At 56.5% G+C, this 15,898-nt stretch carries 21 protein-coding genes; 9 read left to right on the top strand and 12 right to left on the bottom strand.

What is annotated here, in order from left to right:
• Positions 1–504 precede the first annotated feature (504 nt).
• Positions 505–726 (top strand): helix-turn-helix domain-containing protein, encoded by a 222-nt coding sequence (locus tag AC13DJ_RS06350; RefSeq protein ID WP_091848186.1) that lies wholly within the window; start codon positions 505–507, stop codon positions 724–726.
• Between the two features lie 407 nt (positions 727–1,133).
• On the opposite strand, the gene AC13DJ_RS06345 is transcribed toward AC13DJ_RS06350, so the two are convergent.
• On the bottom strand, positions 1,134–1,538 hold the full coding sequence (locus AC13DJ_RS06345; RefSeq protein WP_091848184.1) for a hypothetical protein: 405 nt from the start codon (positions 1,536–1,538) through the stop codon (positions 1,134–1,136).
• A gap of 34 nt (positions 1,539–1,572) precedes the next feature.
• Positions 1,573–2,238, bottom strand: coding sequence for an SOS response-associated peptidase (locus AC13DJ_RS06340; RefSeq protein ID WP_482932876.1), 666 nt, complete (start codon positions 2,236–2,238; stop codon positions 1,573–1,575).
• Positions 2,239–2,324: 86 nt separating this feature from the next.
• Between AC13DJ_RS06340 and AC13DJ_RS06335 the strand changes: the two genes are divergently transcribed.
• Entirely contained in the window at positions 2,325–2,723 is a 399-nt protein-coding gene (locus AC13DJ_RS06335) for a type II toxin-antitoxin system TacA family antitoxin (protein WP_482932875.1), read from the top strand.
• 40 nt (positions 2,724–2,763) lie between these two features.
• Here AC13DJ_RS06335 and umuC read toward each other — a convergent pair whose 3' ends face one another.
• From umuC to umuD, 3 genes are read right to left on the bottom strand one after another with little or no spacing between them, the layout of a single operon-like run.
• Positions 2,764–4,050 carry a translesion error-prone DNA polymerase V subunit UmuC gene (umuC, locus tag AC13DJ_RS06330; protein ID WP_482932874.1) on the bottom strand — a complete coding sequence of 429 codons (1,287 nt, stop codon included), beginning with the start codon at positions 4,048–4,050 and terminating at the stop codon, positions 2,764–2,766.
• Positions 4,047–4,796 carry a CLCA_X family protein gene (locus AC13DJ_RS06325; protein WP_482932873.1) on the bottom strand — a complete coding sequence of 250 codons (750 nt, stop codon included), beginning with the start codon at positions 4,794–4,796 and terminating at the stop codon, positions 4,047–4,049. Before AC13DJ_RS06325 ends, umuC begins: the two co-directional genes overlap by 4 nt.
• Positions 4,793–5,236, bottom strand: a complete 444-nt coding sequence (gene umuD, locus AC13DJ_RS06320; RefSeq protein ID WP_264995153.1) for a translesion error-prone DNA polymerase V autoproteolytic subunit — start codon at positions 5,234–5,236, stop codon at positions 4,793–4,795. Before umuD ends, AC13DJ_RS06325 begins: the two co-directional genes overlap by 4 nt.
• A gap of 121 nt (positions 5,237–5,357) precedes the next feature.
• On the opposite strand from umuD, the gene AC13DJ_RS06315 reads away from it, so the two are divergent.
• The gene (locus AC13DJ_RS06315) at positions 5,358–6,587 is read left to right on the top strand and encodes an ISL3 family transposase (protein ID WP_036220386.1); all 1,230 of its coding nucleotides are present in this window, start codon (positions 5,358–5,360) and stop codon (positions 6,585–6,587) included.
• A 74-nt stretch (positions 6,588–6,661) separates the two neighbouring features.
• On the opposite strand, the gene AC13DJ_RS06310 is transcribed toward AC13DJ_RS06315, so the two are convergent.
• The 5 genes from AC13DJ_RS06310 to AC13DJ_RS06290 all read right to left on the bottom strand — a co-directional run bounded on the left by AC13DJ_RS06310 (position 6,662) and on the right by AC13DJ_RS06290 (position 10,692).
• Positions 6,662–7,048, bottom strand: a complete 387-nt coding sequence (locus tag AC13DJ_RS06310) for a DUF2384 domain-containing protein (RefSeq protein WP_482932872.1) — start codon at positions 7,046–7,048, stop codon at positions 6,662–6,664.
• A gap of 53 nt (positions 7,049–7,101) precedes the next feature.
• Positions 7,102–7,815 carry a hypothetical protein gene (locus tag AC13DJ_RS06305; RefSeq protein WP_482932871.1) on the bottom strand — a complete coding sequence of 238 codons (714 nt, stop codon included), beginning with the start codon at positions 7,813–7,815 and terminating at the stop codon, positions 7,102–7,104.
• A 41-nt stretch (positions 7,816–7,856) separates the two neighbouring features.
• The gene (locus AC13DJ_RS06300; RefSeq protein ID WP_482932870.1) at positions 7,857–9,203 is read right to left on the bottom strand and encodes a type II toxin-antitoxin system HipA family toxin; all 1,347 of its coding nucleotides are present in this window, start codon (positions 9,201–9,203) and stop codon (positions 7,857–7,859) included.
• A 182-nt stretch (positions 9,204–9,385) separates the two neighbouring features.
• Entirely contained in the window at positions 9,386–10,174 is a 789-nt protein-coding gene (locus AC13DJ_RS06295) for a metallophosphoesterase family protein (RefSeq protein WP_482932869.1), read from the bottom strand.
• Entirely contained in the window at positions 10,168–10,692 is a 525-nt protein-coding gene (locus AC13DJ_RS06290; RefSeq protein ID WP_482932868.1) for a hypothetical protein, read from the bottom strand. The genes AC13DJ_RS06295 and AC13DJ_RS06290 overlap by 7 nt, the downstream gene beginning before the upstream one ends.
• A gap of 137 nt (positions 10,693–10,829) precedes the next feature.
• On the opposite strand from AC13DJ_RS06290, the gene AC13DJ_RS06285 reads away from it, so the two are divergent.
• The 6 genes from AC13DJ_RS06285 to AC13DJ_RS06260 all read left to right on the top strand — a co-directional run bounded on the left by AC13DJ_RS06285 (position 10,830) and on the right by AC13DJ_RS06260 (position 13,759).
• The gene (locus AC13DJ_RS06285) at positions 10,830–11,177 is read left to right on the top strand and encodes a hypothetical protein (RefSeq protein ID WP_482932867.1); all 348 of its coding nucleotides are present in this window, start codon (positions 10,830–10,832) and stop codon (positions 11,175–11,177) included.
• A gap of 171 nt (positions 11,178–11,348) precedes the next feature.
• Positions 11,349–11,975: a 3'-5' exonuclease gene (locus tag AC13DJ_RS06280; protein ID WP_482932866.1), complete on the top strand. Its 627-nt coding sequence runs from the start codon at positions 11,349–11,351 to the stop codon at positions 11,973–11,975.
• A complete protein-coding gene (locus AC13DJ_RS06275) occupies positions 11,972–12,628 on the top strand; it encodes a metallophosphatase domain-containing protein (protein ID WP_482932865.1) in 657 nt (218 codons plus the stop codon). The genes AC13DJ_RS06280 and AC13DJ_RS06275 overlap by 4 nt, the downstream gene beginning before the upstream one ends.
• Complete coding sequence (locus AC13DJ_RS06270) at positions 12,625–12,864, top strand: hypothetical protein (protein ID WP_482932864.1); 240 nt, start codon at positions 12,625–12,627, stop codon at positions 12,862–12,864. The genes AC13DJ_RS06275 and AC13DJ_RS06270 overlap by 4 nt, the downstream gene beginning before the upstream one ends.
• 9 nt (positions 12,865–12,873) lie before the next feature.
• On the top strand, positions 12,874–13,347 hold the full coding sequence (locus AC13DJ_RS06265; RefSeq protein WP_091855303.1) for a nucleotidyltransferase family protein: 474 nt from the start codon (positions 12,874–12,876) through the stop codon (positions 13,345–13,347).
• Positions 13,348–13,552: 205 nt separating this feature from the next.
• Positions 13,553–13,759, top strand: coding sequence for an MbcA/ParS/Xre antitoxin family protein (locus AC13DJ_RS06260; protein WP_143066680.1), 207 nt, complete (start codon positions 13,553–13,555; stop codon positions 13,757–13,759).
• A 693-nt stretch (positions 13,760–14,452) separates the two neighbouring features.
• Here the strand turns inward: AC13DJ_RS06260 and wrbA are convergent.
• Positions 14,453–15,052, bottom strand: coding sequence for an NAD(P)H:quinone oxidoreductase (wrbA, locus tag AC13DJ_RS06255; protein ID WP_482932878.1), 600 nt, complete (start codon positions 15,050–15,052; stop codon positions 14,453–14,455).
• A gap of 135 nt (positions 15,053–15,187) precedes the next feature.
• Positions 15,188–15,886 carry a pirin family protein gene (locus AC13DJ_RS06250; RefSeq protein WP_482932863.1) on the bottom strand — a complete coding sequence of 233 codons (699 nt, stop codon included), beginning with the start codon at positions 15,884–15,886 and terminating at the stop codon, positions 15,188–15,190.
• Between the last annotated feature and the right edge of the window lie 12 nt (positions 15,887–15,898).

The raw sequence follows: 15,898 nt of genomic DNA, 5'->3' as shown, positions 1-15,898 counted from the left end.
AACGCTGGAAGCGAATCAAGGGGTTTGACCAACTGAAGCTGGTCGTGGACAACGTGCAGTTTCAGGATGGAATACAGGTGGAAGATCAATCTGGCAGGAACGCTGCCTGATGGTCATACACCAGATTTGACAATAACTCGTTTTGCTGAGGTATTCAAGAAAAATCTTCTCACTGGGCTGGTCATAGTATTCAAGAACCGACCGATCGAACTCATGCTTATAGATGGCAGGAAGTTCTATCGAGAGACTCTCCGCCTGGACGGTATGCCTCATCTTCTTGCTGGCGAAAATATAAGTGGATGACCGCAGGGCCGCAGAATTCTTTACCCTCCTTGCGGGTGGGGAGCTCCTTATGGAGAGTGCGATACCAGTTCCCTCCTCAGACACACCGGCCTGAGCACACCTTTCAACGACGTCTTCTTCGGAGAGCATTTGACCACTCCTGCTTGATGGCCGATGATGTAACTTATAAGTTACTATTTGAAATTAGACCAAGGAGTTCGTATGTCAAACAAGCAGGAAAAACTTTTGGTCGATTTCGGCAAAAAGGTTCGAGCACTTAGAAAAGAAAAGGGGCTGACTCAGGAAAAGGTCGCGCAGATGTGCGGGTTCCAGCGCCCCTATTTGAGCGATGTTGAAAGAGGAAAAAGGAACATTTCAGCAAAGAACATGAGCACTCTCGCAGCTCAACTTGGCGCCGACCTTCAAGTGGATTTAGTGGAGTAGGTCAATACGATGCCGGGGCGTTTCTCGAGAACCGTTTCATCTGTCGCCGTGCCTGCACGTACAAGATCAGACTTCTCAAACAAAGTCTCACTTGATGAAAGCTACTAGGCATTGGAGAGCGTAGATTGCGGTTCGACCAATCCAGAACGCTTCATTCGCGAGTGGCTCCCCTTCTTCCAGCAGCCAGTCTCAGCTTGCGGTCGTACTTTCACGGGCACTTTTTTTCACTTTTGACCTGGCAGGCGAATTGGCTCATCCATTTGTCGACGACTTGCAACCCAGTCGCCTAAAACTCAGAGGGGTGATATGGGACTAACCCACTCACCCAGCCGGACGATACTCACTTTCATTTAGACGGCGATCTGAGAGTGTCCCAGTGATTGGATACTGACTTTACTACCCGCCACTCAGACTGACGCTGACCGGATTTTGCGAACCATATCTGACAGGGCTTCAATGCTCGGATCATCAAGAAGGTGCGCCCGGATAGAACTATTCTTCAGTCCCCACATAGCGATGGGCTTTTTGAACCACTCTGCCGCCAGCGACTCATGGCCTGAGGGCGTCAGATAAAACAGACCTCGATGCAGGCCCAGCAGCAAGCCAACCCGCTCTAAGACATCAGGTGGCAACCTTAGCAGCTCGCTGGACGCAACCTGCTCTTTCCAGCCGAGCAACCGTTCGATCGACACGCCCAGCAAAGAAGCCAACTCGGAGTGAGTGAGCCCCCAACCCTCCCGACGCTCCAGCAGCCAGCGAAGACCGGCATCGCCGTGCTGGTCAGTAAGTTTTGGTTGTTCATCCCCAATCATTGAAAGGCTCCATTTTCTGGGTCTGTATCACCGCCTAATCTGCCGGAAGGACTTCGCGTGACGCAACGGGTTTGAGATCCAGGGTACTCCTAACCGGCTCGCAAACCAGCGGCGCCGGGATGTTCGTCTTCATCAAATGGGCAAAAGCATCGGTATGATGAAAATCCGGATCCAGCCACAGATCAAAGTCCTCAGGCCGGAGCATCAGCGGAATGCTCTTGGGATGAATGTGGCTGAACCTTGGGTGAGGCGGCAGCGTGATAACGGTGAACGAGCTCACTTGTTCGTCGCCAAAGTGCCAGGACTGCCATAACCCGGCCAGAGCCGTGGCCTCTCCTTGGGCGTGAATGTTATAGACCTGCTTCCCCTGCCACTCGTGGAATGCGCTGACCGGGACAATACAGCGATGGGAGGGATAGACCTTCTTCCAGAGCGGGCTGGTAGTGAGCCGGTCACTGCGTGCGTTGAATGTGTGGAATTTCGGGTTTGGCCGGTAACCATGTCCCTCCGGACGGGGCTCGATCAGCAATGACCAGATACCGGGTTCCAGATAACGGTCACCGCCAGCCTCCATCACGAATTCGCCGATACCGCCAGGTGGCACATTCAGCTGAGGGCGCGGCGCAATACCTGGCAGACCAAGTTGCCCCATCAGCTCCTGGACCTCAGGTGACTCAGTCACATTGTAGCGCCCGCACATGACAAGCCTCCCAAACGCTATGTACCAAACGATCCTACGCCTGATAGGTATGAAAAGGCCATCCGCCGCCGACAGAAGCTGCTAGGATGGCACTTATACAGTTGTCGTGTCTGCTGCCATGCCTGTTCATCCGACAGTTTCTGCGCGGCAGACTTCGCGTAATCCCAAGCCATGGTTTCATCATGACTACCAATCAGACCAGAACCACTCGCGTGTGCGCCCGTGTCGACCCTGAGACGCACGAACGCATTACGCGTGCGGCGGAGTTTTCCGGACGGAGTATGAACCAATTTCTGGTCGACGCCGCGACCAAAATGGCCAAGGAAGTCGTTGAGGAAGCCACAACGATTAGGCTTACGAACGAAGAGGCTGACCGTATGATGGAGGTACTCAATAACTCCCATCCGGCTAATACTCGGCTGCGCGAGGCAGCACGTCGACATGCTGACCGAAAATATCGTCATAAGCCTCAACAATCGGGGTAATTGATTCCCTTTTTGCTGGTACGACTGTGACCCAGCCATTTCAGTGCACGACGGGCAACTGCCGCCAATTTGTGGTGTAGGCCGGTGAGAGATGTGAACGTCGCATTGCATAGGCATTGTTACCTGCCTGCCTTGCGGTGGTCAGGGCACCCCGGGATCGTCGATTGATCTGATCCATCAAAGCCATAAGCCTTTCGGAGCGGGTACCACCCCCAGTCTCAGCAGGCTCTGGTTCAAACAGATCCGCTTGTCGTACCGACGTCGTTACCAGTTCGCTTATAAGAACGCCCGCTTTGGCGTACTGGTATCCTTGACGGTAGATGGATCTCAATAGCTCCAACGCCTTATCCACGATGACCCGCGAATCCTGGCTCGGGGTGATGAGCCTGGTCGTGACACTCTTGGAGTACTGAGATACCTCAGGCCGGAAGGGATTAGTCCGAATAAACACAATGATCTCGCCAGCGAACTGGTCGCCGCCCCTTAGCTTCTCGCATACCCGGGTGGCAAAGTGAGCGACAGCTTCTTCCAGGTCCTTCAGTTGTGACAGTGGCTGACCGAAGGACCGGGAGCACATGATCTGTTTTTTCGGTTGAGGCGCCTCTTCCCAGGGTAAACAGGGAATGCCGTTCAACTCGCGGGCCGTGCGCTCCAGTACCACAGAGAACTGGTTTCGCAATGTGGCAGGGTCTGCCTCGGCCAGTTGCAACGCTGTGGTGATACCCATGCTTTCCAGACGAGCCGTTATCCGGCGCCCGACACCCCACACCTCACCGACTGGGACTCTTTCCATGAGGCGCCTTTGCCTGACTGCATCGGTCAGGCCCACAACTCCTCCGGTCGCGGGGTACTTCTTGGCGGCGTAGTTCGCCAGTTTGGCCAGGGTTCGGGTCGGCGCAATCCCGACACAGACGGGCAGCCCGACGTTCTGGTAGACAGTGTCTTTAACCTGCTGCCCAAACTCTTCAACGGGAACTACTCGGTTGATTCCGGTGAGATCCAGGAAGGCCTCGTCGATTGAGTACACATCCACCCGGGGCGCCAGCGCTTCCAATGTGGTCATTACCCGTCGGCTCATATCGCCGTAGAGCGTGTAGTTGGAGGAAAAGACCTCAATGCCGTAGCGACGAATCTCGGCTTTGATGTGGTGTATCGGCACGCCCATTTTGATACCAAGCGCTTTGGCTTCCTTCGAGCGGGCGACCACGCAGCCGTCGTTATTGGATAAGACCACGACCGGCGTGTACCGCAGATCCGGACGGAACAGCTTCTCGCAAGAGGCATAGAAATTATTGCAGTCCACCAACGCAAATACCGATGGCTTCATCCGGCTTTGGCCTGCTGACGATAGAGCGCCTCGCCCAGCGCCTGGAAATACGCATCAAAGGCTGCATTAATTCGCTGGCGCTGGGCGCCCTGGGGATACAGTCCCGACCGGGCTTCATCCGAATGAACAGTGCCGTTGACCAGAAATCGGTTGTGCGGCTCGCGGTCTTCCACAAAGGCTTCGAACGCCCGAGCGCAGAGTTCCTCCGGCCGGGCGTAGTAGAGCACCTTCAACTTCTTGTCCGCTTGCCGGGACGCCTGGAACAGCTCGCTCGGTTGAGTCCCCTCTTCGTTCAGCAAAATGGTCTGAAAGCACTCACCCAAAAGATCGTTCAACGGATGCGGTTTGCGCTGAACGCTGTCCTGCCAGGCACTCGATGCAAACGCAGTGCTCCGGGGCGACCGAAAAGCCTTGCCCCCCATATAGTGATCGAAGGCGTGGAACCATTCGTGGGCCAGGCTGCCGGCACCGGCATTCTTGGCCAGGGCCAGTTGACGGGTGGCTGGTATGTAGTGAGCTGCCACGCCAGGACGACCGCCAATGCCATACTGGAGTCCGAGGGTGCCTCGCAGGGAGATGAGCGGTTCCGGGCCGTTCAATACCGTCATCAGATCGCACAATGCCTGGTAGAAGTGAACGGCGGCCCGATCTCTCTCCGGCTCCGTTACCCAGCGGCCCACCTCGATACTGCGGAATTCAAATCGACGCCGGACGGTGACGAAGGACACAGGCTGGCTGCTTGTCATGACTTACCGCCACGACGCAGCGAGCGGACCACGTTGGTTACCACGCCAAAGACCTCCAGCACGTCGTCCTCCCCCAGAACAATCGGCGCGAAGGCGGGGTTACGGGGCAATAACCGGACGGGCGGCGGAGTCAGGTGCAGTTGCTTGACGGTCATTTCCGAACGGAGACTGGCGATGATGATGTCCCCATGCCCCGCCCGCAGGGAGCGGTCAACCACGAGTACGTCGTCCGGGAAGATCCCCGCCTCAATCATCGACTCGCCCTGGACGCGAACAAAGAACGTCGCTGCCGGATGCTCAATGCACAGCTCGTTCAGGTCCAGGGTTTTCTCGATGTAGTCTTCCGCCGGCGATGGAAATCCAGCGGAGATGCGCTCCAGGAAAAGCGGAATCGAGAGCGCGGATAGGGAATGGTAATCACCTAGCAGGATGCAGGACATGCTGGCACCGAATACTGTTTATTTATGGGTCTTCACTTCTTTTAGTGGGTAACCCTTTATTTCCCTGCCGTTTTTGGTCAATGTTAGCCCATCCGATTAACCCGATGGATGGTGGCCGACATTGGATCAATGCACCCTCTACGAACAGATTCTTGGGCTCTCAGCACCTTGGTTTGTCTCAGACGTTGAGCTTGATAAAAGTCAGAGCGAAGTCGTAGTCCAGGTCAACATAGATAAAGGCACAGCGCTTGTCTGCCCCCGGTGTGGCCGTGCCTGCCCGGGTTACGACTCCCGAGAACGTCGTTGGCGTCACCTCGACACCTGTCAGTTCCGAACCCAGGTGGTTGCCCAAGTCCCCCGTGTGCAATGTCCGGAACATGGCTGCCTGACGGTCAGCGTACCTTGGGCTGAGCAGAACAGCCGGTACACGCTGCTATTTGAAGCCTTTGTTATTAGCTGGCTCAGGGCAGCCTCGATCTCTGCGGTCAGCAAACAGCTGCGCCTGAGTTGGACTGCTATCGACAACATCATGGAACGGGCTGTACGTCGGGGCTTGGCCAATGCGCCCGACCGCGATACAACACGGCTGGCTGTCGATGAGACCGCATTTCGTAAGGGGCACGATTACGTGACGATCGTTTCCAATGCCCAGGGTCAGGTTCTGGCGGTGGAAGACGGCAGGTCCTCAGACAGCCTCGGTCGCTTTTACGACAGCCTGGAGAAGCCGCGCAAGCAATCGATCATTTCGATATCCATGGATATGAGCCCGGCGTATCAGAAAGCGACGTTTGCCCATATCGACAAAGCCCATCGGAAGATCGCCTTCGATCACTTCCATGTTGCACAGATGCTGACCCGGACGCTGGATGCCACTCGCAAGGCTGACATGGCGCGGGCGGATCACTCGATGCGTCAGGAGATCCACCGAAGCCGATACACCTGGTTACGCCATCGCAAGAGCCTTGAGGGGCAGCAGATTCAGCAAATCCGGGCCTTGTCGGATGCTCTCAAAGACACCGGCCTGGTGTGGTACCTCAAGGAGAAGGCACGGGACATCTGGCAGGGCTATCGCGTCAAAGGCGCTCGCGCGGCCTGGCAGGAATGGATTCATATGGCTCGACTCACGGAGGTTCGAGCCTTGACCTCAACGGCCAATCAAATCGAAACCAAGCTGTTTGGCATCCTCAATGCCATGCGTTTCCGGGCTTCCAATGGTCTAGCGGAGGCAATCAACGGACAGGTTCGAGCTTTAAAGGTCCGGTCCCGGGGATTCCGGAGCAAGGAGAGATTCAAACGGGCAATCTTGTTCCATTATGGCGGGCTGCCTATGGCACCCAACCCACACGGATAAGTGAAGAGCCTTATTTATACAGTATTCTCTACAGGGGCGCCCTCCGGGTCAACTCGAATCTTGGCAACGACCTCCTATGTCATCGCTTTCCAATCAAAGTACCGGCGGGTCAGTTTTAGCCCCTCCTGCGGATCAGCCAACATAAAAGCCAGTGGCGACAGCCCGCAAAACGGCTCATCCGTGGTGGGCTTACGGATCCGCTCGGCAGCTCGATCGTCGCTCGGGTAAAGCGTATCGAGTGCGCGGGCGATGCCCATCAGATAACTGATTCGCTCAAGCACCTGCCCGGACATTTCAGCCGATTTGTCGGCGGTGAGCTCGTCGAACTCTGCTTGGCTCAGTCCCAGCAACTGTTTCTGCTCGGCCTCCGTGCAGCTCCACTGCACCATGATGTGCCGAAACCCTTTCAGGGCGACCGCCGCCTTATCGGTAGGTACTGCTGGGCCTTCATTGCTTTCCATGTGGGTACTTCACCTTCAATCGGTAGGGATGGCATCTCGGCTTGATCGCTGACTCAGGCCCGCGCCCCGGATTTTTCCATGAACTCGCTGATCTCCCGCTCCAGGCGGGCATGCACATCCAGCAGATCATCTCGGTCAACAGGCCGTTCTTTATTAAGACGGTTGCGGGATTTCTGGCGCTCAAGTTCAGCACGCTGTTCCGCATAAACATGGTGCAGCACACCCACCCCAAGGCTGGCACTTTCTTCCTCGTTCATGTGCTTGCGCAGCCGCTTGAACTGTTCCGGCGTGGGCGGAGTCTGGCGTTTTGACTCAATGTCCTTCTGGCGGATACCGAAAGCTTCGCCCCACAGATTGACAGCTCGGTCCCAGGCTTGGGAGAGGGCCTGATTCTCGGTGATGGCAATGCGTATGGGATTGCCCGGTGCGTTTACCTGGAAGTAACACTGTTCCGTCTGGTTTCCGCCGATGGTTCCAATGCCCAGGGTAATACCCTGAAACCCCACTCCCCGAAACGGTTTGACCCGTGGGTGCTCGGTACGAATGAAGTCCATATATTTGACGGCCGCGGCCCGCATGGCCCAGCGGGCTTCGTAGTACTCGGCACGGGTTTTCTGATAGCGGTGCCAGAGCGTTTCGGGCACGGCGTCACTGGGACGACGCAGGCTGAAGTACTTCTGATAGCGCTTGCCACGAATCGTTGCGGCTACACGCCAACCGTAGAATCCGGACGAGAGCTCGCCCTTATCGTAGAACTGAATCGCCATGGGTGGCTGAATCATCCTTTTGTGGTGAGGTGACAATGCATCTACAGACCAATGGGTACACCGATCGGCAAGACCCTTGGATGTCGGGTCACGGATTCCGGCAGCGCCTGCCAGGCATCGGTGCGTTGTAGTTCAGTGAGGGCCGCACTACGGGATTGCAACCCGGCCCAGGCTCGATCCGGTGAATGTGCGAAGCGCTGAATCACGCTCTGCCAATCTGGGTTCCCATCCTTTTGCCAGTCTCTGGGCCAGGTAGTGCTCCAAGCGATACCGTCTTCGTCCATCACCATGGGTGACACATCATAGATGGGCGTCAGCTCCAGGCCGTGGAACGTTCGATGGAACGATGTATTGCGCCCGTGGTTGTCGCTGTTACCGAGTAACCGGTTGATGTGATCCCGGATAAGGTATTCGACCAGCATTCCATCCGGATCACTGGCCAGTGGAAGAATGACTTCCAGCGCATCGATGTGGCTCAGCCGGGCACCGTTACCGATCTTGCCCATCACATTATACAGGGACTCCACCGGATAACGTTCCCCGCCCGGTCCGCGGTCGAAACGACGGACCCAAAGGGCATCGGGTTGCCAGCGTACTTCCGGCACATCAAAACCTAATGAACCGAGGGCCTTCAGGTACAGGTACTCTGCACGGAGAATGTCGATTCGATTCCGGCTTACCGGCTCACGGGGCCACTTCACCAGCCAGTAATCGGTAATGACACAGCCGTCCGGTTCGTTGCCGTCCAGATAGAACTGACCGTCATCGACTCGGTTGATCAACAGTTTGGGGTTTTCACCGCCGGCACCCAGCCCCGCCCAAATCGAGTGGATATCAGAGAGGTCGAGGGCTTCGTTGAACGGTTCGTATGGCCAATACCAGTCGCCGGCACGCTCAACATCCAGGGGAGTGGACGGGAACAGTCCGTCGTCAACGCTCGGCCCTTTGATGCGAAAATTGCCAATGGGAGAGAGGGCGCACTCTTTTAACAGGCGCACATCGTGCTGAGGGCCATCCTGGATTGTCCCGTCTTGCCGCCGTGGTGACCGTAACCGCTTGAGCAAGCGCCGACGGGCCCAGCCACTGGGAATCAGATCCCTCAGCAAGGCCGCGACCGCTTCGCCCTCATACGTCTCAAGTACGTCTCCCGGCACCTGGGGACTGGCCCACTGCACGAACGGCAGGTTAATGATGGGTACGAAATCGTCTTCCTGAAAATCTTCCAGTTCAAGTGTGACCCCGGGAAGTGCAACACAGGTGCAGCCATCCTGGCGTTGATAATCCAGACGCATGGGACTGAGCAAGCCGGACTCCGGCCGGTCAATAATAATCCCCGCCAATGTATCCCAACCTGCCGGGCCCCAGCGTTCGAGTTCAACCACAGACATGGTCATCTCCTCTCAATAGAACCACAACGCGCCCATCCACGTTCAGGGCCTGGCCTTGGCCCAGCTGTGGTCTGATAATAAAGTTGGTAACTAAATCGCGCTGGAAGCCCCGTAGCGTCGTCTGGGCGAAAAAATAAAGATGGTAACTTTCAGGCCCATTCCTGCCCGTGGGTAACGAAACATCAACCACTTACGTGATTAGTTACCAACTTTATTATCTTGTTACCAACTTTATTACCACGCCACACCAGCGAGATCAGCCAGGGCCAGTCCCAGTGGGTGTGTCCAAAGACCGTCAGCCCGGTATACCCTGTCGCCAATGAGAGCGTTACACCGGGGTCGCCACGGCGGTGACGCTCGGCGTCCTCCGGCCCCTGGTGCAACAGTATGATGTGCGGCCGCCGGGCGGTGACCGACTCCATGACCGCCAGAAAACCTTCTTCATCTCGCCGCTGGTGACGTCTGGGGTTCCCGATGATGCCGCTGACGCCGCCAACGCGCAGGCCGGCCGTGTTTCGGACCTGACCATCGAGGATTTGAACATTTCTTGGCAAGGTCTTCGGATCGGCCAGTTCATCGTGGTTGCCGTGCACGGCGAGGACCTGTGGCGCCAGCCCGGCGAACGCCTCATAGACTTCATCCACCGGGCCCGTCCCACCGCGTTTGTGGCAGTCTGGGTAGTCGTACAGATCGCCACACAGAAACGCCGCTTGCGGCTGCGGAATTGTTCCTTTCGCTACCAATGCCATCAGCGCTTCTGCTACAGGCACCCCCATCAGCCGGTTGGCGCCGCCGTCTTCACGGCCCTGCAGGTCGGAGGTAAAAATCAGCGCGTCTACGCCATCGGGCAACCCAGTGGCCCAGGCCCTATGAAACGGCAAACGATTGCGCAGCGGTTTCCCTGATGGGCCACTCGTGCGATGAGGCAGTTCATGGAAGGGGGCCTGTTCAACACGGACGATGCTCACCATTCTCCGTTCACCTGATCGGCCAGCCAGCGGGCAACCCGCTCACAGATCTCATCGTTCTCCTCGGGTCCGACCAAGCGGCAGTCGCGAAACGCGAGCGCATCGTCGATCTGCTTTTCGATGGGCTCCCCCGGGCGCGCCACGACATACCCCATCAGCTGGGCGCCGGGCTTACCCTGCTCGATGGCCTGTTGACGTTCCCGCACCCATTGCTCCGCGGCTTCACGGTCAGCAAACCGCGGTGGCCGACGAATAAAGAACCGCGTGGGAATTTCGAACCAGCGACCATCGCGGGAGTAGGCCACGATCTCACCGGACATCTCTGGCAGATAGGCGATTTCGCTTTGAAGCGCTTCCAGAGCACCACGAAAATCCGCAAACGGCTCAGAAAACCGACCTCTCATATCAAATGCACGATAAGCAAAGATGCTCGCCAACGGGCCCGTACTGAGTTCATCCGCGTGGGCCCCATCGGCATCCAAATTTTCCAGGATTTTGTTTTCACTAATTTTTTTGACCACTTCATGCCCTCCACCCTCTGGTCACTACCCTCATTCATTAATACACATTGTAGTAGCGAGCTACCATTGAGGATTTGCATCTAGTTACGAAACAGATTACCGTAAAAAAATGAGACACCCAAGAGGGGATGTGAAAAATGTCGAGGCTGTCGTTTGTCAACGGTTATGTTACAACTGACACATTAAGCATCCACTCTGCAGCCTGTCTCCAGGCTGCCCCGATTGGGATCAGTGATGGCGCGAACCTTCTTGGCGTCGTGCTGGATCCGCTCAGCTACGAGGCACTGATGGGGCTAGCGATTGTTCATCGGCAGCAACAATCCGGGACGGAGCCGGAGCAGACGATGAGCGAGGCCATGACCGCATTCATCGACATGGGGGAGCGGCTACTGGGCGAAGCTTGGAACAGCGTGCCAGATGATGCGCATAACCGAGGCCGACTTCAGCGCGACCCAAGCCCAGACGACGAGCAGCCTCCCTCATGAGACGAAGCCTGGTTGTCCATCGACATGTCGGGAGTAACCGGTTTGGCAGGGACTGGGTCCGCGGCGATCTGCATCGCCATCGCGACCCCTTTATGACGGTCCTTGAAGAAACGGGGAGCCCACCCTGTTACCAGTACAGGAGCTCATTACGCTCGCGGGGTACGAATCGTCATGACAGAACACCTTCCTGAAACCGCACTGCTCGTGGTGGACCTGGAGGCGACCTGCTGGGAGAACCGCCGGACGCCTGATGGAGAACCCCAAAGCGTCAGCAACATGGAGATCATTGAATTTGGCTGCGCCCTGACCACCCGGCATGGAAAACTCTTGGACAGCAAGTCGTTTCTGGTCAGGCCAACCTGGTCACCCCAGCTCAGCCAATTCTGCACATCGCTGACCGGTATCGATCAATCCATGGTCGACGATGCGCCAGCATTCCCGGAGGTCGTAAGGCAGTTAGATGACTGGCTGGGTAAGCTAACGAAATCGTTTATCTGGTGTAGTTGGGGAAACTACGATCGATTGCATATCCTGGTCGATAGCACGAAGCATAACGTGACCTCTGGCTTCATGTTGTCGCCCCATCTAAACCTCAAGCGGATCTGGCGTCGCACGACCGGACAGAAACGGAAAAACGGTCTAGCTCACGCGCTCGCCTACCACCACCTTGAATTCGAGGGGCATCATCATCGTGGTGTGGACGACGCAAGGAATATGGTTCGCCTACTCCCGTATATGGATTGGTCGCTCGAAGCTCAGTTGCTCACCCATCCAGGCGCTCAGGAGAGATCGCGATGAGGCTCGTGTGTATTTCGGATACTCACGGCCTACACCAGCGCATCCCCGAGATTCCGGACGGGGACGTACTGATCCACGCCGGTGACTGCCTGGGCCAGGGTACGCTGGAGAATCTGGCCGACCTGAACGATTGGTTTGGAACGCTACCCCACCGGTACAAGGTCGTTATTGCCGGTAATCACGACTGGGTCTTTCAGGAAGCACCAGAGTTGGCCCGTGAGACACTAACCCATGCGATATACCTGGAAGACAGCGGCATCGAACTCGAGGGGCTGCAGTTTTGGGGCTCCCCCTGGACGCCGCAGTTCCTGGACTGGGCATTTATGCTCGAGCGCGGGCAGGCACTGCGTGGAAAATGGCAGCTGATTCCAAAAAACACCGATGTGCTGATCACCCATGGTCCACCAAGAGGCATCGGTGACCAGGTAGCGGTGGATTTTCGTGTCAGGAATGTCGGCTGCGTTGACCTCGAACAGCGTCTGGAACAACTCCCCAACCTACAGGCCCACGTATTTGGTCACATTCACGAAGGCTACGGCCAATACCTGCGCAGGCAGACCCGACTCATCAACGCGAGCACCTGCACCGCTCGATACGAGCCCACCAATCCACCAATCGTGCTCGATCTGAATCAAACAGGAGATTGCCGATGACCGCTGACGAAGTGATTGCCCGATTGAGAATTTTTCCTCCGGACACACCCGTTCTGGTGGAGGGGTATGAGAACGGATTTGACGAGATCGTAGAGCTGAAGGGGCAAGACGTGGTGCGATATCGTCATGCTCAGCCGTGGGATGGTCAGTATCAACCGCCGGAGCGTTTCGAAGAGCCGGCCACCGGCATCATGCAGGCCGCCGTGATTCTGGGACGTCGTGGACAGCTGCGATAGGAGATGCGCATGTCACAACGGAAGCGATACAACCTGACAGATCTGGTGGCTCAATGTGATTCAGCGGCGCCAATCCCTGACGAGTTGAAAGATTGGGACCAGGCGCCCTCTGTGGGTCTCGAGCAAACGACCATGGACGGCCAGGTTGATATCAGCGACGTGATCCTCCAGTTCCGCGAGAGACTCGCTGATGACTATGATGTGATCCAACTGATTCTGTTCGGCAGTCGGGCTCGGGGAGATCATCACTTCGAGAGCGATGTCGACGTTGCAGTGATTCTGCCGGGTGAGCCAGGGGATTTCGTCGAAACCAAGTTGGACATGGCAGGCCGAGCCTTTGATGTGTTGGTGCAAACGGGCGTCAGGATTCAGCCTTTTCCTATCTGGGAAGCGGAATGGTGGGCACCCACGAAGCACTCCAACCCGGATTTGCTGGCGAACATCAAACGAGAAGGTTTGATTATTCAGTCGCGCATTAAATGACAAGCACCCTCGATGCCTACCAAGCACTCGACACCTTTCGACTGGGTCTGGCCCATCGAGGTTAGTATGTTTTAGTAACACGATTTACTAATCAGCAAATCTTGTTACTAATCATTATTATAATGACCCACTAGGGCCATCGTCGCGCGGCGGAGGTCAAGAAATCGCGCAGAATAATTTGAAACTACGATGGGTGGTCAACGGCATGGATAGCGATCAGAAAGCCAAAGAACTCTTCGAAGATGCTTTAAAAAACCTTTTCGATGGTGATGAACAGCTCATCAGTCGCTGGCTGGAGACACCGGTACCGGCTCTGGCTGGCGAGTCACCACAGACACTGATGGGGACACCCACCGGGTGTGAAGTTCTGGAAAGGTACATTAAGAAGCTGAAGTACGGCGACTACTCGTAATTTTGAGAGCTTGCCATTCTGGCCCCGTGGCACCCACCGGACGCCCTTTTTTAGGGCGCTTAGCTTTGCGTCAAATCCAGCACTGTGCCCTTTGGGCGACAGCCCAAGCTCCCTTGACTATAGCCCATCTCGGCGGGGCAAAAAGGTCGGCTTTCCAATGTTTGCCGCGGTCACATTGGCGCCAAGACCACAAAGCAGGCCTTTTCAGATAGGGGCCTACCCAATTCGCTATTCGGAAACAAAGCACACTGAGGTCGCAAAGCGAACGTTCAGGCGGATCGACCGAAATTTACCTACAGAGAGATTCAGCCTCTTTTGAAGAATGTTCGCAGTGAGGCGGGAACAAACCGAGCGATAAATGGCACAAAAAAAGAAACAAACTGCACAGTGCTCCAAACAGGAATGGATCAAGTGAGCAGTTGTAGGGTCACGCCCTTGGAGAGCCCGCAGACACGGGCAATACGCCCATGGCTCAGGCCCGCTTCGTACTTGAGACGCAAGACCTCGATGATCTGTCGCATGGAAATCCTCGCTGCCGGAATTTGCCCTTCCTCGTGATGAAAAAGGAAGGGGTATGCCGGATAAAGTTGAAGAATTCCAGCGAGTTGGCAGGGATTCCGGAGGAAAGCGACCGATGATTCCGGAAAACTACCCGAGACCGGTCACGATGGGCCGGAATATGCAACGGAACGCTCAGCCTTTCAGTTTTACTGCAATTTCCGCTACGTGTTTACCCTGGTGGCGGGCAATGCCCAGCTCACGCTCATCCGGCTGACGCGACCCATCGCCACCGGCGATGGTTGATGCGCCATAAGGCGTGCCGCCGCCCACTTGCGAGATGTCGAACAGGGCCGGATCAGTATAGCCGATGGGCACAATGACCATCCCGTGGTGAGCAAGTGTGGTCCAGGTGGACGTGATGGTCATTTCCTGGCCGCCGCCTGTGCCGGTGGAGGTGAACACGCTGGCAACCTTGCCCGCCAGAGCGCCCTTGGCCCACAGTCCGCCGGTCTGGTCGAGGAAATTGCGCATCTGTCCTGACATGTTGCCGAAGCGGGTCGGGGTGCCGAAAATAATGGCGTCGTAGTCAGCCAGCTCCGCCGGAGAGGCAATATCCGCCGCCTGATCCGTTTTGCCACCGGCATTTTTGAAGGCATCTTCAGGCATGGTTTCCGGTACACGCTTGACCACAACATCAACCCCGGGAACGCTGCGCGCCCCTTCGGCGACGGTGTTCGCCATGGTTTCGATATGACCGTACATGGAATGGTAAAGCACCAGGATTTTAGCCATTTTCACTTCCTCTTCCTGTGTTTTTGCGTTGTCGGAATCGCCCTTTAGGCGGGCGATCCAGCTACTCAATAATCCCATTGGAACGTCTCCGTTAACCGTAGTTCAGACGCATTGTTTCAGCCACCGCCATCGCTCTTAGGCCACATCCACTAGGACAATTTCGCTGTCCTCAGAGGCGGTGACCTGCAATCGCTCCTCGTCACAAATCGCGACGCCGTCGCCCGCCGAGGCCGCCACGCCGTTTACCATTATTTTCCCCGTCGCCGGCACCAGGTACACCTTGCGTCCCTTCGCAATGGCGTATTCGGCGCTGTGTCCGGCCTGAAGGGTTGCCGCTGCCAGGCGGGCGTTGGTGCGGATAGTCAGAGCTTCGGTATCTTCGGTAAAACCGCTGGCCAGAGTGACAAAAGCGCCGCTACGATTGCCGTTGGGGAACGGCCGGGTGCCCCAGGCCGGCGGCAAGCAGGTTTCAGTGGGCATGATCCAGATCTGGAAGATCTGGGTGGTTTCGTCTTCCAGGTTCATTTCGCTATGGGCAATGCCAGTGCCGGCGCTCATCACCTGCACATCGCCGGCTTCGGTGCGGCCGCGGTTACCGAGGGTGTCCTCGTGGGTAATGGCGCCCTTGCGAACATAGGTGATGATTTCCATGTCGCGGTGCGGGTGGCGTGGGAATCCCGAGTGTGGCGCGATGGTGTCGTCATTCCAGACTCGGAGATTCCCCCAGTGCATACGCCTGGGATCGTAATATTCCGCGAACGAGAAATGGTGGCGGGTATCAAGCCAGCCGTGTTTGGCACCGCCCAGTTCGTTAAAAGGTCTGAGCTCAATCATTTCAGAAACTCC

The organism is Marinobacter sp. L-46, assembly GCF_056859535.1.
Note: the sequence above shows the minus strand (reverse complement) of the source record. Positions and strands in the feature narration are given on the sequence as shown.

What these genes read in the sequence shown, in the direction of transcription:
- wrbA (WP_482932878.1), bottom strand. Translation starts at nt 15,052, where the DNA reads ATGGCTAAAATCCTGGTGCTTTACCATTCCATGTACGGTCATATCGAA.
- AC13DJ_RS06280 (WP_482932866.1), top strand. Translation starts at nt 11,349, where the DNA reads ATGACAGAACACCTTCCTGAAACCGCACTGCTCGTGGTGGACCTGGAG.
- AC13DJ_RS06275 (WP_482932865.1), top strand. Translation starts at nt 11,972, where the DNA reads ATGAGGCTCGTGTGTATTTCGGATACTCACGGCCTACACCAGCGCATC.
- AC13DJ_RS06285 (WP_482932867.1), top strand. Translation starts at nt 10,830, where the DNA reads ATGTCGAGGCTGTCGTTTGTCAACGGTTATGTTACAACTGACACATTA.
- AC13DJ_RS06270 (WP_482932864.1), top strand. Translation starts at nt 12,625, where the DNA reads ATGACCGCTGACGAAGTGATTGCCCGATTGAGAATTTTTCCTCCGGAC.
- AC13DJ_RS06300 (WP_482932870.1), bottom strand. Translation starts at nt 9,203, where the DNA reads ATGTCTGTGGTTGAACTCGAACGCTGGGGCCCGGCAGGTTGGGATACA.
- AC13DJ_RS06325 (WP_482932873.1), bottom strand. Translation starts at nt 4,796, where the DNA reads ATGACAAGCAGCCAGCCTGTGTCCTTCGTCACCGTCCGGCGTCGATTT.
- AC13DJ_RS06350 (WP_091848186.1), top strand. Translation starts at nt 505, where the DNA reads ATGTCAAACAAGCAGGAAAAACTTTTGGTCGATTTCGGCAAAAAGGTT.
- umuD (WP_264995153.1), bottom strand. Translation starts at nt 5,236, where the DNA reads ATGTCCTGCATCCTGCTAGGTGATTACCATTCCCTATCCGCGCTCTCG.
- AC13DJ_RS06305 (WP_482932871.1), bottom strand. Translation starts at nt 7,815, where the DNA reads ATGGCGATTCAGTTCTACGATAAGGGCGAGCTCTCGTCCGGATTCTAC.
- AC13DJ_RS06265 (WP_091855303.1), top strand. Translation starts at nt 12,874, where the DNA reads ATGTCACAACGGAAGCGATACAACCTGACAGATCTGGTGGCTCAATGT.
- AC13DJ_RS06335 (WP_482932875.1), top strand. Translation starts at nt 2,325, where the DNA reads ATGGCACTTATACAGTTGTCGTGTCTGCTGCCATGCCTGTTCATCCGA.
- AC13DJ_RS06295 (WP_482932869.1), bottom strand. Translation starts at nt 10,174, where the DNA reads ATGGTGAGCATCGTCCGTGTTGAACAGGCCCCCTTCCATGAACTGCCT.
- AC13DJ_RS06250 (WP_482932863.1), bottom strand. Translation starts at nt 15,886, where the DNA reads ATGATTGAGCTCAGACCTTTTAACGAACTGGGCGGTGCCAAACACGGC.
- AC13DJ_RS06260 (WP_143066680.1), top strand. Translation starts at nt 13,553, where the DNA reads ATGGATAGCGATCAGAAAGCCAAAGAACTCTTCGAAGATGCTTTAAAA.
- AC13DJ_RS06340 (WP_482932876.1), bottom strand. Translation starts at nt 2,238, where the DNA reads ATGTGCGGGCGCTACAATGTGACTGAGTCACCTGAGGTCCAGGAGCTG.
- AC13DJ_RS06345 (WP_091848184.1), bottom strand. Translation starts at nt 1,538, where the DNA reads ATGATTGGGGATGAACAACCAAAACTTACTGACCAGCACGGCGATGCC.
- AC13DJ_RS06310 (WP_482932872.1), bottom strand. Translation starts at nt 7,048, where the DNA reads ATGGAAAGCAATGAAGGCCCAGCAGTACCTACCGATAAGGCGGCGGTC.
- umuC (WP_482932874.1), bottom strand. Translation starts at nt 4,050, where the DNA reads ATGAAGCCATCGGTATTTGCGTTGGTGGACTGCAATAATTTCTATGCC.